A 17,414-nucleotide genomic window follows, 5' to 3' on the forward strand; every position below is an offset into this window, starting at 1 on the left:
ATAATAACAGCTCATTTATATGAATCAGCGTTTTGCCATTAAACAATTTTTAGACTTAGAAAACTATGATAATTTGATTAGTTTTTATGAAAAAAGACTAGAAGAAAACTCAGAAAATTATACTGATTATATTTATTTAGGATTGGCTTATGTATTAAATGGAAATCAAATTGAAGGGGAAACAACTTGGTTTTATCTTTTAACTCTGGAAAATTCAGAATATTCTGATTTATTAATTTCAGTTTTAGATCAAGTTATGGTAGCTTTTGTTGAGAATAATCAAATCGATTTTGCTATCTTAGTCTATCAAAATTTAAGAGCGATCGCACCTCATTATAAACAATTACAGCTAAAATGTAATAATCTTATTCAACAGTGGATTGAAGAAGCCATAAAATTAACAAAAAATAGTTTGCTTAACGAAGCTAAATATCAATATCAATTAATTATTAAATTTGAAGATAATCAAAGTTATTTATGGCAAAATTTATCCTTAATTCACTATCAATTATCAGAATACATACAGGCTTATCAAGCTATTTTACAAGGGATTAATTCTGATCCTGAAAATTATCTCAACTTCTATTATGGGGCAATATTTCTGGAAAAACTTAATAATATTGAAGATGCAATAAAATTCTATCAACAATCTATTAAGTTAAATCCTAACCATTTGGATAGCTACAATAATTTAGGAAATCTATTATTAAATAATAATCAGATAAAACAAGCAGGAAAATATTACCTATTAGCATTTGATGTTGATAATCAATACTTTGGTACTTGTTTGAATTTAGGTAATTTATATTTAAAAGATGATAGAATCACCTTAGCATTAGATTACTATAATCAAGCCCTAAAAATTAGCCCAACTTATGAAAACTTTTTGTGGATAGTTAACAATATTCGCTCTTTTAATTATATTCAAGAATCTATTAATTTTGCTCGTCATAATTGTCATTTATTGCCCGACGATAATTTATTTGCTTCTTTAGAATGGGATACCGAAGGCGTAGACTTCGCCTCCCGCATTTTACCTTTTATATATGAAAATGAAGAAGAAATTACTTTTTATCGACAGAATTTAACAAGATTTTTACAGAGAATATCTCAGATAAATTTAGAAGTTAAAAATAATCGTTTATTAGCTTTACATTTAATAAATATTCATACAAACTATCACTTACATTATCAAGCCCAAAATGATTTACAATTACAAAAATTATATGGTAATTTTATTCATGAAGTAATGAAAACTAATTATCCTGATTATTCTCAACCCATAAAAATAAATAAAAATCGAGAAAAAATCAGAATTGGTTATATTTCTTATTGTTTAAGAACTCATGTAGTCGGAAAATTATTCCTCGGATGGGTAAAAAACCATAATCAAAATAAATTTGAAATTTACTGTTATTATTTAAGAGATTTTCCCCAAGACAAAATAACTGATGAATTTAAACAGCATAGCGATTATTTTTATCAATTTAAGGATAATATTAGTATCGAAAAGATTGCTAAACAAATTAAAGACAATGATTTGGATATTTTAGTCTTTTTAGACTTGAGTATGTATTCGAGAATGTCTCAATTAGCAGGATTAAAACTCGCACCAATTCAATGTGTTACTTGGGGACATCCTATTACTTCTGGTATCCCTACCATTGACTATTTTATTTCTAGCGAATTAATAGAAGGAGATAATGCCCAAAATCACTATTCTGAGAAGTTAATTAAATTACCTAATTTAGGGGTAGTTTATCCTCAAAGAAAATTACCTCAAGTTGAAAAAAATAAAGCTAAATTTAATTTAAGGGAAGACAAAATAATCTATATTTCTTCTCAATATTGTTCTAAATATTTGCCCCAATATGATTATATTTATACAGAAATAGCACGACAAGTAAAAAACTGTCAATTTGTTTTTATTCACCCTAGAATTAATCAAAATAATGACAAAATTACAGCTCAACTCTGGGCAAGAATTAAACGCAGTTTTAGTAATTATCAATTAGACTGGCAGGATTATTGTATCTTTTTACCTACTATTAAAAATCATCAAGATTACTGGCAATTATTAAATAGTTGTGATATATTCCTTGATACCATTGGTTTTACAGGATTCAATTCTACCCTCGACGCTTTAGAGTCTTTTTTACCCGTTATCACCTATTCAGGAGATTTTTTCCGCACTCGACAATCAGAAGGAATTTTAAAGATGATTCAAGTTATAGATACCATTGCTAACAGTGTAAAAGATTATATCAAACTTGCGATTAGATTAGGTCAAAATGACGAGTTAAGAAATAATATTAGTGATAAAATCAGAAAAAACATTTATTTATTATATGATGATTGGACAGCTGTTAAAGGACTTGAAAAGTTTTATTTAAGTATAAAATAACTCGCTTTTTTTGATAAAATGTACTTTTGGTGAAAATTCTGGTTTTTGCATCTTATTTAGGGCTTATAGCCCGATTTATGGATATGTCTAATCAAATTATTATTTTTCCTTTATAAATAGAAAAGAGGCAACTGTTACTAATGTTTTAGTAGAATTAAGGAAGAATGATCAACTTCAGGATTTATAACCGTTGTTATCATTCTTTGCATCTTTTGTTTTAGAAATGGCGATCGTACAAAAAATAATGAGGTGGGATATGACAGTATTGAGGGAATCTCTTTTGTATCAGACTATTTTACAAGAAGGTTTCGTCAAAGGGGAACAACAAGGAGAAAATAATTATCTTAAGTTGGCTAGTATTGATTTTTCTCTTTCTGTTTCCCAGATTTATCCAAGAATTATTTCTTAAAAATTTACTTAAAGAAATAATTAATTGCAATTATTAAACTAAAATAAAATGTTCGTGGTGAAAATTGGTAGCCTCAAACCTCCCGTAAATATAGACTCAAATTATAACAAATTATACTCAAATAACTAACGATGGATAGTCAAAAATTTTTACAATTAATTCCCAGTATCTTTGATTTTGAGAATCTGGAATCGATCGCATATAAAAAAAATGATTTCTCTTTAATTTTAGAGAATCTTAATAGTACCATCAACCCCTATGTTTTATTGTTACTAAATACTGCTGTCAGTTGCTTAGAAGAAAAAGAAGTATATTGCGAGGTATTAGAAAAATCTGGTGCTAGTTTAATTTCTACCTTACAGCATAATCCTCAATTAATGGCTTATGGAATTATCGATGATGAAACCATCGACTTGGATGATATTAATAATCTTTTAGAATCATTTAATTATCTTGAACGGACTTGCTTTTATGAGGGAGATGTAACAAGTTTTTGTGAAGATTTAGAATACTTAAATAGCGAGGAAAAAATTGGTTTATTTTACCTAGATGGCAATAAATCTTACCGAGAAATATTATTAGCATTAATGAGTATCAGACCGTTTTTAGCAGAAGAAGCCTTTATTATGATTTCTCATACAGAAAATCAAGAAACAAAAAATGCTATTGCTGATTTTCAAAACTTTAATAATGCTAATAATATTCATGAGTTATTGGTTGTTAATCCAGAGACAAAATCTTACAGTTTTATGGAACAGGAGTTAGTTATTTTACTATGGCAAAACAATGCAATTAACAAACAAATAAAAAGAATTAATCATCAAGGATTAACCAAACTTAATCAGGCAACGGGAGATAGTAAAAAAACCCTTCTCCATGTGGGATGTGGCGGTTATAATCCTAATGCTTTACCTCAAGATTTTCGGGGGGATGATTGGGTAGAAATTCGTTTAGATATTGATCCTAATGTACAACCAGATATTATTGGTACAATCACCGATTTAAGTGGTGTGCCAGATAATAGTGTGGATGCAGTTTATTCTTCCCATAATTTAGAACATATATATAATTTTGAAGTACCCATTGCCCTTGCTGAATTTAAACGAGTGTTAAAAGATGGGGGCTTTGTGATGTTTGTTGTACCTGATATGCAAACCGCTGCGGAGTGGGTAATGCGAGGCGAAATGGAAGAACCTCCTTTATATCAATCTCCGGCAGGTCCTGTTCCTGCATTGTGGATGTTTTATGGCATGGGTACTAGCTATCACGGTATGCCTTATATGGCACATAAAACAGGTTTTACTACTCAAAATTTGGGCAAACAGTTAGAAGAAAATGGTTTTAAGGATTTGAAATTAATTAGAAGAAGTTTTGATATTGTTGCCTATGGTTATAAATAGTTAATGGTAATAAATAATACTGGCAGGATTTCCTGTTACTATGGCATCAGTCAAAATGTCTTCGGGCATAAATTCTATTGCCCGAGCAAATATATTATTATTTATATGCCAGAAATCTTGATAATTTCCGCTACTATTAATTTTAATTCAGGAAAAATGGAGGAAATTATTTGTTCATTATTTTTAAAGGATCTACATTGATATTTCCCGTCTTGCAACTGATAGACAAAAACCATCGGCACTTTTGGATTACCTAAGTAGCTACGGGAAGCGATCGCTAAATAATCCACGATCCAATATTCTTTAATACCCACAGTTTCATATTCTTCTAATTTATCAATATAATCGTCTTCCCAATTTGTTGATACCACTTCTACGGCTAATTCAAGAGGTTCGGTTACAGCACCGTAAGTGATTACATTATTGTTCCATAAAGAAGCCTGAACTAGGCTAACATCAGGAATACGTCCCCTTTCATTTCCTAATCTGTTAACTGTGCGAATCACTATATCCTTATCTACAATATAATCTAACCCTAAACGTCTAATTTCATCGTTAAAACTAAACACTAAAAATCGGCTAATATTTTTATGAGCCCGAATAGCTTCCATTCTGATTAATTCTCCATCTACTAATTCAAAAAAACCCTCCCCTTGGGGGTATTGTCTTAAATATTCATCAAAAGTTAATTTTACCCTAGATGCGATCGCACTCATTGTAGTCACCTATTTATTAAATGTTTTTGAAGCAAGATTATTATTTAATTGATTTTTTCCACTAAAACATATAAGAAATTTTCCAATCTAACAATAACATTAATTAATTCCTCATAAGCCAATTCTAAAGATTTAGATTCTAAAGAAATTAGATCATTTGGTTGAATGATTAACCAACGATTGATTAATTCTTCTAGGGTAACACTTTCTGCTTCCCAGAGAACAAGAAGACAACTGGCAACATCACTTTCAATTTCAACATTTCCCTTAGCAGGAAAAGAGATATAATTATTAAAAAGAAAAGATTGTTTAGTTTGAATTGCTTTTAATAAATCTTCTTTTATTTTCGAGTATTTTAAGCGAGGATGTAAAGAAATTTTAGCTTTCTTCCAATCATTTATATCCCAATTTACTAAAGGAATTGTAGAAGATTGAGAACTATTATTAACACACCAAAAATCGATTAAACGATGAATGGGATTTAATAATTCATATAAAGATAACTCTTCTTCAGGAGAAATTTCGGCTAATCCCAACTCCCAAATATCAGGTAAATCATTAGGATTTTGAAATAAATCTCTGATATTCCACTGTCTCCATATTACCATACTTAAAAAATTTAAGTTAGCGGAGTTTAACATCTCAAATACTTGGGGAATAGTAAAACCTTTATCTCCTTGTAAAAGATAATTAACTAAAACAGATTGCTTTAATTTTTCTGGTTGATTAAAGATACGAGAAAACTTATTTTGCCATAGTTGTTTTGCTCCAACTGTATCATTTAAACTATTAAAAGTTTCTTTGACTATCTCCACTTCTAAATCATCAGGATTACTGTCCATTAAACCCATATTTTTAAATAAATTTTGTAATCTAAAAAAATTAAATCTCTGATAATAGCTATGAAAATTAACTCTAATAATTCCTTCATTATTGATGACAGATTGAAAAAATTTTAAGACTTTTTCTGGTTCGGGCAAGAGATAAATAACTTCATCACAATTAATATAGTCAAAACAATAATTTAACTGCCCAATATCTTCTATAGAAAGGGCATAAAATTCTGAATTAGTAAAACCATGATAGTTTAATCTCGTCTTAGCTACCTCTACAGATTTTGCTGATAAATCAACACCGATTATTTTTGCACCTGGATTGGCATAAGCTAAAAATAACGAAGTCCACCCACTACCGCAACCAGCATCTAAAATAATCTTATCTTTAGTGTCAATAATTTTCTGTTGGTATAAATAATAGGGAGTAGTTAAATCATGAATAAATAAGGTATCGTAATATTCTTGGGGTGACTGTTCAAGAGGAATTTGTGGATAAGGTAAACTGTCATATTGTTGCTGTAATGATTCTGTTATTTCTTTGTTCATGTCAATTAAAAGATTTTTTATGGTCAATTATTGTATAATATTTTAAGCTCAAAATAATATGAAATATTTTGCTATTTTTGAAGTTATTTTAAGTTTTATTTAGGTTGATTTTATGACTAACTGGAATCCACAAGTTAAAGATTATTTACAACAAAAAGATTTCGGACAAGTAGTTACTTTTTATGAAAGTTTAGTAGAAAATTACCCAGAAGAGGTCAGTAATTATTGGTATTTAGGGTTAGCTTATTTACTAGCACAAAAGGAGCAGGAATGTCAATCAACTTGGTTAACAGTTTTTTTTGAAGCAGATGAACTTAATCAGGACAAATGTCAGCAAGAATTAGTCAATATTTTAGAAAAAGAAGCGAATTATCTGGCAGATAATAAAGAATTATATCTTAGTTACTCAATTAGGGAAAAAATTAAAGAAATAGAGCCTAATAATCTGAACAATTTGTTAGATTTAGCCTTGCTAAAATTCAACTTAAATATTTTGAAAATAGATGATATTAAAGACATAAATCTAAATAACTTATTGGATGAGAATAGTGTTGAAATTGATGATGAAAAATTACTAAATTTTATGGACAACATTTTGCTTATTCCTTGCGATGAATGCTTAGATTTTGCTGATATAGCTAATAATTATTTTCAGGGAAATAAAGAAATAACAGATCTATTTTTGTCCAAAGCTGAAGTTATGGGGCAGGAAAGGAAATATTATTTTTATGCTTCTCAATTAGTGGAAATTTGTATAAAAAATCAACCTAATAATTTAGAAATTATTAAACAAGGAATTTATTATTATTCCAGTAATTATAACTATGAGAAATCAAAAATTCTTGCTCAACGTTTTTATGATTATAGTAATACTTTGGCAGAAAAATCGTTGGCTTTACGGCAGTTAATTTCTAATGCAATTACGGTAGGTGATTGGCAGAAAGCATTCAATATAATTCCAGAATACCGTTCTATTTTAATGGATTTGGTGGAAGAACAACCTCACATTGAAAAAGCCTATATTCGTACTTGTTTAAGTATGTTAACTCAACCTTTGCTTTATTTTGATGATCAAGCAAGGGGAAAAAGGTTAATTATTAATGGTGTCGGTGCATTATTTCAAAAATTAACTCAAGATCATTATAGTTGCCCTGTTCATTTTCCTTCACCAAATACTAATAATTTATCTCGAAAATTAAAAATAGGTTATATTGGACATACGATGCGATCGCACTCTGTGGGATTATTGAGTCGTTGGCTAATGCGTCACCATGATAAGGAAAAATTTACTACCTATGCTTATTTTATTTGTCATCAAGTGGAAGATGATATTACTAAACAGTATTTTAGGGATGTTGTGGATTATGCCTATAACTCCAATAATGTAATTAATGACTTAGTTACCCAAATTGAAAAAGACGAAATTGATATATTGGTTGATTTAGATAGCTTTACCCATAACATGACTTCCATGATAATGGCATTAAAACCAGCACCAATTCAGGTAAGTTGGCTAGGAATGGATACAAATGGTATTCCAGCTATAGATTATTTTATCGCTGATCCTTATGTGTTACCTGACAACGCTCAAGAATATTATCAAGAGAAAATTTGGCGTTTACCTCATAGTTATGTTGCCGTTGATGGTTTTGAAGTTGATACGACACCCCTAAAAAGAGAGGATTTAGATATACCTGAATCGGCAATTATTTATTTTAACACCCAAAATGCTCTCAAACGCTATCCGGCAACTATTCATTCACAAATGAAAATTATTAAGGCTGTGCCAAATAGTTATTTAGTAATAAAAGGTGATGGTAATCAAGAAATATTAAAGCAATTATTTACTACCATAGCAGAACAAGAAGGGGTCGATCGCACCCGTTTGAGATTTTTGGAGCGATCGCCCTCAGAGGAAATTCATCGGGCAAATTTGCAAATAGCGGATGTAGTATTAGACACTTATCCCTATAATGGGGCAACTACAACCCTTGAAACCTTATGGATGGAAATTCCTTTAGTAACAAGAGTTGGGGAACAATTCGCCGCACGTAACAGTTATACTTTTATGATGAATGCAGGTATCACTGAAGGCATTGCTTGGAGTGATGAGGAATATATAGAATGGGGTATTAAGTTAGGTACAGATGAAAATTTACGCAAGGAAGTTAGTTGGAAGTTAAGGCAGTCTAAAAAAACCTCTCCTCTGTGGAATGGGAAGCAGTTTACAAAAGAGATGGAAAAGGCTTATCAACAAATGTGGGAAATTTATGTTAATCAACACACTAAAATAGAATCATCATAAATATCGTAGTTAATTTATTATTAATTTTGATAGGAATTTCAAATCATGGTTGCTCAACTTGAACTCAAATACTATACCCCAGAAAAATATCTGGAATTAGAGGAAAAATCAGAGACAAAAAATGAATATCTTGATGGAGAAATAATCCCCGTGGCTGGAGGCACAACTAATCACAATCAAATTGCAATCAATTTTTGTCGGGCTTTTCCCTTAACTATTGGCGATCGAGATTATTATATTTATATAAATGATGTGAAACTCTGGATACCAGACTATCGCTTCGTTCTTTACCCAGTTTACAGGAATATATACTAATTTCTCAATCTAGTTATTATGTAGAACAGTTTATCAAACAAACGGAGCAACAATGGTTATTTAATGCCATAGAAGGGGAAAATAATCATCTTGCCTTAGCTAGTGTTGATTTTTCCATTTCCTTTTCTCAACTTTATCAGAGAATAGTTTTTGAATAGTAAAAGGTGCGATCGTGTGGTGACACTTCGTGGTCAAGGTTTTTGCTAATGGTGGGGGTGCGATTAAGGAAGCCAGTTTTCATTGAGGATTTATTCAAGAGGTGCGATCGCACAATGCTACTTCGTGATCGGGTTTTCTATCTTTAAATTAATCCTTGTTTTATTTTTTGAGTAAATAAGATTTACCTGTAACAATTAAATCTTTAGTTTGTCTTGACTTTAATTTTTGTTTAATTAACTCAAATTTTTTCATCGTTTCAAGATCATAATATCTTTCTCCACAATTATCACAAACTAGAGCGGATACTTCTAAACTGACGGTATCTCCATCATTTTTAATAATTTCTGTTACTGTTTTTTTCTTAATTTTCCTTCACAAAATAGGCATTTATCAATGGAAAACATAATTTACTTACTATTAGTTAGTTTGGATTTGCTGAAAATAAAGAAGCATTTAAAACGGTAATTCCTACTAATATTTGATCAACATAATGATAGATTATATTATTTTCATAAATACTATCATTAGCTTTTTGGGGTTTACGAAAACTAATGTATAAAACTTCCGCATCTTCATCATAAGTCATCCACATTTGATGGGAGGGCGCTTGAAGAAGATTAAGGTACTGATTTTAAAAGATTTATTTCTATCATAAAATACCTCCTTTAATAATTAAATTTCTGGGATATTTTCGTTCTCATAATTTTCAATTAAAACTCCAATAATTTCCATTAAATTTGCCAAAGGGTGAGATTCATTTTCCCCTACTTCATCAATAAGAGAGTCTAGTAATTTTACTAAATATTCATAATCTGCTTCATTATGAGGTACAAATAAAGTGTTATTTAAAAGTTGCCAATTTTTAGTTGTTTCTTGAATATCTAGGGCTAACATAGTTTTATTCCTTCCATTTATCTAAATCATATTCAGAGTGAGTTAAGACAGCACGAATATAAACTTTTTTTCGATTATAATGTATTGCTGTTATTAACCTGACTTTATTACCGCCAATATTAAATACTGTTAGCTTCCTAACTTGATCTGCTGTAGAAAAAATTTGTTTCACTTCGGCAAAAGAGTTAAAATTAGCTTCTTTAATTAATTGATACCATTTCCTTAAAGCTGTTTTAACTTCGGGATAACGTTCAGCAAATTCATTTAATTTTTTACGGCTAATAATGTGCATACTTCTTTTTTTAAATTATTTTATTTCAATTATACTAATGCTTAATTCCCTCCATCAATCATAATTTATTTTCTACATTCTAACACCTAAATATTATTAAATATAATTAATTATCTACCAATAAATTTTCTGGTAAATCTTCATAATTAATGCTCATTTTGTCTTTAATTAATCCCCCTAAACTTTGCCACTGTTTAGCAGTAAAATTCACAAAGTTAATGTGTAAATTATCGGATAATTCTATCCCCTCCATTAACATTAAATTCATGGCTATTTCTGAGAAAAATAAGCCGACTTCTTCTTGATCTACATTATTAAGATTAACTAATAAAGTACCGTTTTCTTCCTCAGAAAGATTCATTAATACTTGACTAATTTCTAAAGCTAAGTCCTCTTGATCTGCTTTCCAATCAGGGAAGATAGCATAGTTATTACCATTCCTCTCAATAGTAACTAAATCCTCAAGATTAAGCTGATTAATAGCTTCTTGATTTTCATTTTCAAGGGTTATTTTCGCCGTAATTTTTGGGAATAAATTATTCCATTGTTGTTCATTTAAGTTATTAATTAGGGCAAAGTCTAAGGTATTTTCTAAGTCTAATTCTTCCTCCATCATCAAATTCATGGCAATACCTGATAAGAATAAGTTAGCGTCTTCTTCCGTTATACCAGTGCGATCGACGACAAGGGTGATTATGCCCTCACCCCCAACCCCTCTCCCAATGGGCGAGGGGAGATTTGATCCTTCTTTATCCTCTGGAGTGGGATTTGATCCCCCCCAACCCCCCTTAATAAGGGGGGAGTTATTGGCTAATAGGAAAATGAGGTTATATAATTCGGCGGTTAAGGTTTCTTCGTCGCTTTGCCAGTCAGGGAAAATTAGATAATTGGTATTGGTTAAGTTAAACTCTCTGAGTGTATTTTCGTGTTGATATTGTTCATATAAATTAATAAATATTTTTTCTATTTTTTGAGAATATTTTTTACTATCTAAAAAGCTCGGATTACTCCGCATTTTTTGTTTTATTTTTTCTCGATATTCTTCTCTCAGTTGAGAATTTTGAGCTAGTAAAACTGCTTTTTCTATGTATTCTTCTGGGGAATAGGCAATTAGATCATCTAATTCAAAATATCTTAAAATAGAGGCTGCTTTTTGCGATCGAGAAGTCTTCCCACTAAATACTAATGTTGGTAAATAAACTGATAAAGGATCAATCATTGAAGTCATCCCAGAGTAGGGAAACGAGTCTAAATAAATATCACATACTTTGAGTCTTTCTTTTATTTCTAAACTATTTTTAACAGGCTCAAGAATAATTAATCTATCTTCAGCAATATTATATTTTTGTAAAGTTTTAAATATTCTTTCTTGGAAAAGAGAAATGGGGTAATTATTTGACCAATTCGGGTTAAAAGGATATAAAACTAAGACAGAATTAGCAACTTTTGTGAGTATTTTTATCCACGTTTCTTCTACTTCGGGAATAATTTTAAAATAGTTTGCCCCTGAAACAAAAACTGTTTGATCAGATTTCAAACCTAAATCTTCTCTGTGGATAATTTGATCCGTTTTTAAGTTGGCTTCCGTACCAAAATCAAAGCATTGAGGAGGAATATCAAGGGTAATTAATCCTTCTGTGTAATGCTCTTGAGCCGTTGGCAAATGTTCGGATAGTTTACTGGTAATATAATAATCAATAGAGGGCAGTCCACTAGAAACAGGAGAGTTGGGATCAATAATCTGTATCCTTGCTAATCGGTGAAGTGCTAAGTATGTGATTGAGTGACTTCTTGCAGTAATATTTGTTCCAATGAATAAAACATCTAAGTCATGAGAACGAATTATATTTACTTGTTCTGATAAAGTTGAGGGTAGTTGAATAACTCGATCGCAATGGGCAAAACAATATTTTTCTAAACGATGATTATTGACTCTTAAAGTGAAAAGAGTTATATCAAATTTATCTCTATCTAAATGATTATAAACTGGTAGAGTGCTAAAAGTTTCTGTTTGAATACCATAGTGAGCGGCTAAAATCCCTATTTTGATTTTTTCTTGTTTAACTTCTCTTGGTAAAAATTCATATTCAAGTTGAAAACCTTTGATTCTTAAGGTAAATTCTAAAAGTTTGGCTCTATTAATATAGATTTCTTTAAGATTTTGATCATTAAAATAACAGGGAATAAAATAGGAGTTTTGGGCAACAATTAGAGCTATTTTTTGCCAGAGTTGAGATTGAGTATTTGTTTCTATCTTTTCTACAATATAATTTAAAAAGGTATCATAATAATCTAGGTATTTTTCAGCATCGTTATTATTCAAAAATATCTGACAATTTTGTAAAAGATATTGACAGTAACTTTCTAGGGCAGAATCTGGAACTTGATCAAATTGAAAAATTGTTGAATAAGGTAGCAGATAAGTTTGATTATTACCGATTTGTGCAAATAGTTTTTCCCACTGTGGAGAGGTTAAATTCCCAATAAAAGCAATTTCCGTTGTTTCTCGTAATTCTATTCCCTCCTCTAAGATTAAATTCATCGTTACAGCCGAAACTAACATTTGAGCATCTTCTTCACTTTCAGCATTGGTTGTATCAATAATTAAGGTGATTTCCTCCGCTTGGGGATGAGATGCGATCACGAAGTGGCGCTGCGCGATCGCACTTAATACTTCTGTTAGGGTTAATGATAATTCTTCCTCGTCTTGTTGCCAGTCTGGAAATATGATTAAGTTAAGGGATTGGAAGTTAATATTAAAAGAATTATTAATAGATTGAGCGTTTTCTAATAAGATATTCTGACAAATTTCTGCCGTTTTTGTCCAAGAAAATTTTTCTGCTTGTTGAAAACCTTTATTTCTCAATAAATCTCTGATTCTGGGTTTTTGAACCTCACACAAAGCCTCTATCATTCCTTGTAAATCATCTGGATTAACATAAAATACTGCATCCCCTCCAACTTCAGGAATAGAAGAATTAGGACAAGTTATCACAGGGCAACCACAAGTCATAGCTTCTAAAACGGGAAATCCGAAACCTTCGTATTTAGAGGGAAATACCAGTGCGATCGCACCATTGTAAGCAGTTTTTAAATCTTGATCACTCAACTGAAGTGAATGAATGGAACATCCTTGAATATATTGTCGATATTGTTCGGGAAAATAGCCTTTATTACCAGTCCAAACTATATCAAATCCAGACTTAGTAGGTAACTCAGCAAAGGCTTGGAAAAATAAAAGTTGATTTTTATAACCTTGAAATCCCTCATTTCCGACTACAAGATAATAAGGTTTTTGAATATTATATTTATGACGAAAAGCCATAATTTCAGATGGAGAAACTACCCCAAAATCTTGATCTGCGGCTAATAACGCAACAGTGATTTCTTTATTAACTGTTTCTGGGAAGAATTGTTGTAAATCTTGAGCAGTGTTTTTCGATATACTAATGAAACTAGAAGCATAATTAATAGCATCATGTTTTCCTTTCCAATAAAGATGATCACCATCCCAACCCATTACTTCAGGGATTAAATCATATATCATCATTACTGATTTGGTGGTTTTGGGAATAGTGTAATAAGTGGAAATGAATAAATCGGCTTTTTCTTCATCGCAGATTTGTTGTAATAAGGTGCGATCGCCCTCTAAGTTATTAGGATTATAAGGCTGAATAGTTCGATAGCGAATACTGTTAATTTTAGGGGCGGTGTTGGCGCGATCGAGGACTAAAATATGATTAGCAAAGTCAGTATTTGCCCATTGTTCTAATAAAGATTTCCAAACCCTAGCAATACCTGTTTGATTTAATTGAAAAAATACTCCATCAATTACGATTATGGGTGAACTTACTTCTGGTGTATTAATCATTTCATAGGAATTATTTTGAACATTAAGGGATGGGATAGTTATGTTATTGTCCTTTAATATTTTAGTGAGATACTGTATTTGTCGGTTTTGCTCCAATATTCGATAATCAATATAAAAATCTAAAACATTAACAGGGTAAGTAAAATGTTGAGCTAATTCTTGAGATTCTTCTGCAATATAATAATCGTTAATTCCATCAAAGAAAACGTGCTGATAACCTTTTTCTTTTAAAATACTGGGAATGTTATTTTCACAACGAATATTGGTATTAGGTAAAGTCGTTTCGATTACTAAAACAGTTGGTCTGAAATTTTCCCAATCACCACCTAAAATCACTTCTTCTTCTAAACCTTCAACATCAATTTTTAGAAAATCTATTTTTTGATTAACATATTCTTGGCAAATATCTTTTAAAGTCTTGACAGAAACCCTATATTGAAAGACATCTAAACCTTTTTCTTCTGCTACTTGATAGGCAACTTCTTTGTTTAAAGTGGAATTTCCCGGTTGTCCTACTACTTGGAAAAACTCTAATTCTCCCGAAGAATCACTCACCGCAATATTAAGGTTTATATCACGATTACGATCTTGTGTGAAAACATTATAAAAATCTTTAATAGGTTCTATATTAATACCAGACCAACCACGGTCATAAAATGCTTTCGTGACAGAATCAAAAGTGGGATGTAATGCCCCTATGTCAAGATAAAACCCTTTCATTTTATATTTAAAAACACGATTCAATAAAACATCTTCAAAGTTTTGAGCATAAGAAATAAAATTTAATTTGGAATTTTTATCTCCCTGACTAAAAATATATTTTTCCGTAAAATCATCAGCTTCAATGTTTCTCTCAACTTCAGTCGGATGAACAAGAGGAAAAACCATCTCATTCACAGGTATTTCAGCTAGAGGACTTTTTTTCGATGTGGTATGAGTACCTGAACCAAAACCGATATTAGAAACTAAATTTACTTCTGGTAAAATACATAAGCCATTATTAGCCCACATCGTAAACACCCAAATATAAGCCCAACTACTAAAACCATCATAAACAGATTGAAATATTCTTGACCAATAACCTGCGGCTTGATCATTTTTTAGAAGTTCAAATAACCAACTGCTATCTCTTAACTCTTCCCATTGCCCGATAGAATCATCATATTTTGTCCATGCTCTTCGCCAACTAGCCCACCCCCACACATGACCATAACGGGAGAAATAATAACTATATTCGGTTCGTTTGCGTCCAAATTGGAAATTATCGCCCGAAATCATCATGATTCTTTCATCATCTCGGTATTTCTCTAATAATTCCTGACAGTAACGGAAAAAGGTGGGATGGGGTAAACAGTCATCTTCTAAAATAATCGCTTCTTCTACCTGCTCAAATACCCAATCTAAACCACTACTAACCCGTTTACGACAACCTAAATTAACATCGGAATAGTTAACTAATACCTCACAATCCCAGTCAACTTGATTAATTATTGCCCTTGTTTGTTGACATAATTCTGCTTCTCCTTCTTTGTCAATCCTTGCACCATCAGCAACTACTAATAACTTGGGCGGTTTAGCTTCACGGATAGCGTTAAATATCTTTTGGGTGGTATCAGGGCGATTGAAGATGATAAAAGCAACTGGAGTGGTTAATTGCCATTTTTTTCCTGTATTATTTGATAATTGGTTCTTATTCATCACATTTTCAACTAATGTCTGTAATGTTTGTTTAGAAATATTTGTATCTGTTTGTATATAATTATTTTTCTCTGCTAATGAAGGAGGCTCGGATGAATTAATTATTTCGAGTATTTTATTTTTATTACTGGCGTAGTAAAAAATATTTTGTTCGATATACTCTTGATATAACTCTAAGCCAGAAGGGTGAAGAATAATGCTAGGAACATTAAAATTGAGAGCTTCATAACAAACTGATGACCACATTGTTAAATGATAGTGACATCTTTTGAGTAAAGAATAAAGGGCAATATTCGTCGAAAAGACAATTTCGTAATTAGAAACAGAATGATTTTTTAACATAGAGTCTATCTCCGAAAGCCAATGCTTTCTCAAAGGATGTACTCTAATTAACCAAAAGCATTCCGAAGGCGATTCTTTAATTGCATCGATTAAAAACTCTGGCAAAGGCTCTTCTAAAGGTTGTAAACTAATGAGAATAACTTTCTTTTTACGATCTAGTTCTTCTAAAAATTTCTTCTCTTTTGCTGTAAATTCACTCTCTAAACCATCACTGTTAACCCATTTTGATAACCATAAATTACCAGCACTTAGTGCTTTATGATAGTTAATTTCTTGATGCCATTTATTAATATTGTCTGCTGATTCTTTTCCCCAACACCAAAAATAGTCTGGTAATAATTCATAACCTTTTTCTGGATTAATTTTAGTCCAATGAGTATAAGCACCATGATAACGACCTTGTTTACCATGTTGTATGTCAACTGTTGTTATTCGTAACCTGTGACTAACTGCTATTAAAGCCCAGTGTTCTATACGATAATAACAGGGAAATAAAACTATTTGAGGATCAATTATATTAAGTATATCTTCGTATAGTTTGCAATAAGCATCTAAAGATAAAATTTGATTTTGAAGATTTTTATAGTCAAGAAAAATATCTATTTTTTGTTTTTTTAGATATTGATCAAGTATGTTGATATTTCTAACTGTAAGACACGAGGCTATATCTCGATTATTTTTCAGTGTTATGTTGCTATTATAATATTCAAAAAAAGTAGAAGTATCGAGCAAATAAGTATTTTTATATCTGGGAATATTAGCCTTATTATTATCGTCTTTAATTTCTAATTTGAAAAAGTTTAATTTTGCTTCTATATTTTCAATAAAAGAATCAACAAATCGCTCATATATTTTTTGATTAAAAGTATCTAAATGATAAGTACTAAAAGTATTAAAAAAGAAAAATATATCATCTATTTTTTGTTTTGCTATTTTTAACGGTTCTAGTACACAATTTATATATTTTTGTTGATAATGTCTGTATTGCTGTAGCAATTCTAGATTGCTTTTATCTGAAGATTTAAAACTTTTTCTATCTAATAATTTACTGTCACCTTTTCGTAAATGTAATAAGTTAGTATAGATGTGCATTCTAATTAATGGCCAAATCTGTATATCTTGCCACATTAAATTGTTAACATCAACATTTTTTTCTATATCAACTAAAATATCGATCGCTTTACTATAATCAAATTTTCTGTCCATGGTGTTTATTTTGAGTTATTT

10 protein-coding genes and 2 pseudogenes are annotated in these 17,414 nt (G+C 30.7%); 5 read left to right on the forward strand and 7 right to left on the reverse strand.

All coding sequences use genetic code 11. The annotated features are described in order from the left end of the window. Nucleotides 1-19: 19 nt before the first annotated feature. From Dongsha4_RS08615 to Dongsha4_RS08625, 3 genes are all read left to right on the forward strand, one after another. Complete coding sequence (locus Dongsha4_RS08615) at nt 20-2,404, forward strand: tetratricopeptide repeat protein (protein WP_330205259.1); 2,385 nt, start codon at nt 20-22, stop codon at nt 2,402-2,404. Nucleotides 2,405-2,594: 190 nt separating this feature from the next. Further along, on the forward strand, nt 2,595-2,813 hold the full coding sequence (locus Dongsha4_RS08620; RefSeq protein ID WP_330205260.1) for a hypothetical protein: 219 nt from the start codon (nt 2,595-2,597) through the stop codon (nt 2,811-2,813). A 131-nt stretch (nt 2,814-2,944) separates the two neighbouring features. Continuing rightward, on the forward strand, nt 2,945-4,213 hold the full coding sequence (locus Dongsha4_RS08625; RefSeq protein WP_330205261.1) for a class I SAM-dependent methyltransferase: 1,269 nt from the start codon (nt 2,945-2,947) through the stop codon (nt 4,211-4,213). Between the two features lie 101 nt (nt 4,214-4,314). Here the strand turns inward: Dongsha4_RS08625 and Dongsha4_RS08630 are convergent, their stop codons facing one another. Together Dongsha4_RS08630 and Dongsha4_RS08635 are read right to left on the reverse strand one after the other, a co-directional pair. Then, nucleotides 4,315-4,929: a Uma2 family endonuclease gene (locus Dongsha4_RS08630; RefSeq protein WP_330205409.1), complete on the reverse strand. Its 615-nt coding sequence runs from the start codon at nt 4,927-4,929 to the stop codon at nt 4,315-4,317. A 44-nt stretch (nt 4,930-4,973) separates the two neighbouring features. Next, the gene (locus Dongsha4_RS08635; RefSeq protein ID WP_330205262.1) at nt 4,974-6,311 is read right to left on the reverse strand and encodes a class I SAM-dependent methyltransferase; all 1,338 of its coding nucleotides are present in this window, start codon (nt 6,309-6,311) and stop codon (nt 4,974-4,976) included. 112 nt (nt 6,312-6,423) lie between these two features. Between Dongsha4_RS08635 and Dongsha4_RS08640 the strand changes: the two genes are divergently transcribed. Both Dongsha4_RS08640 and Dongsha4_RS08645 read left to right on the forward strand, forming a co-directional pair. Next, nucleotides 6,424-8,616, forward strand: a complete 2,193-nt coding sequence (locus Dongsha4_RS08640) for an O-linked N-acetylglucosamine transferase, SPINDLY family protein (RefSeq protein ID WP_330205263.1) — start codon at nt 6,424-6,426, stop codon at nt 8,614-8,616. Nucleotides 8,617-8,661: 45 nt separating this feature from the next. Continuing rightward, nucleotides 8,662-9,089: pseudogene (locus tag Dongsha4_RS08645) on the forward strand (Uma2 family endonuclease). A 274-nt stretch (nt 9,090-9,363) separates the two neighbouring features. On the opposite strand, the pseudogene Dongsha4_RS18985 reads toward Dongsha4_RS08645, so the two are convergent. The 5 genes and pseudogenes from Dongsha4_RS18985 to Dongsha4_RS08665 all read right to left on the reverse strand — a co-directional run. Continuing rightward, nucleotides 9,364-9,456 (reverse strand): annotated as a pseudogene (locus tag Dongsha4_RS18985) (YgiT-type zinc finger protein); the annotation flags it as partial. 55 nt (nt 9,457-9,511) lie between these two features. Further along, nucleotides 9,512-9,682, reverse strand: a complete 171-nt coding sequence (locus tag Dongsha4_RS08650; RefSeq protein WP_330205264.1) for a DUF2283 domain-containing protein — start codon at nt 9,680-9,682, stop codon at nt 9,512-9,514. Between the two features lie 80 nt (nt 9,683-9,762). Further along, nucleotides 9,763-9,984 carry a hypothetical protein gene (locus Dongsha4_RS08655; RefSeq protein ID WP_330205265.1) on the reverse strand — a complete coding sequence of 74 codons (222 nt, stop codon included), beginning with the start codon at nt 9,982-9,984 and terminating at the stop codon, nt 9,763-9,765. Nucleotides 9,985-9,988: 4 nt separating this feature from the next. Next, a complete protein-coding gene (locus tag Dongsha4_RS08660) occupies nt 9,989-10,276 on the reverse strand; it encodes a type II toxin-antitoxin system HigB family toxin (RefSeq protein ID WP_330205266.1) in 288 nt (95 codons plus the stop codon). 106 nt (nt 10,277-10,382) lie between these two features. Next, nucleotides 10,383-17,393, reverse strand: a complete 7,011-nt coding sequence (locus tag Dongsha4_RS08665) for an FkbM family methyltransferase (protein WP_330205267.1) — start codon at nt 17,391-17,393, stop codon at nt 10,383-10,385. Nucleotides 17,394-17,414 lie beyond the last annotated feature (21 nt).

This window comes from Cyanobacterium sp. Dongsha4 (genome assembly GCF_036345015.1).
GTDB lineage: Bacteria > Cyanobacteriota > Cyanobacteriia > Cyanobacteriales > Cyanobacteriaceae > PCC-10605.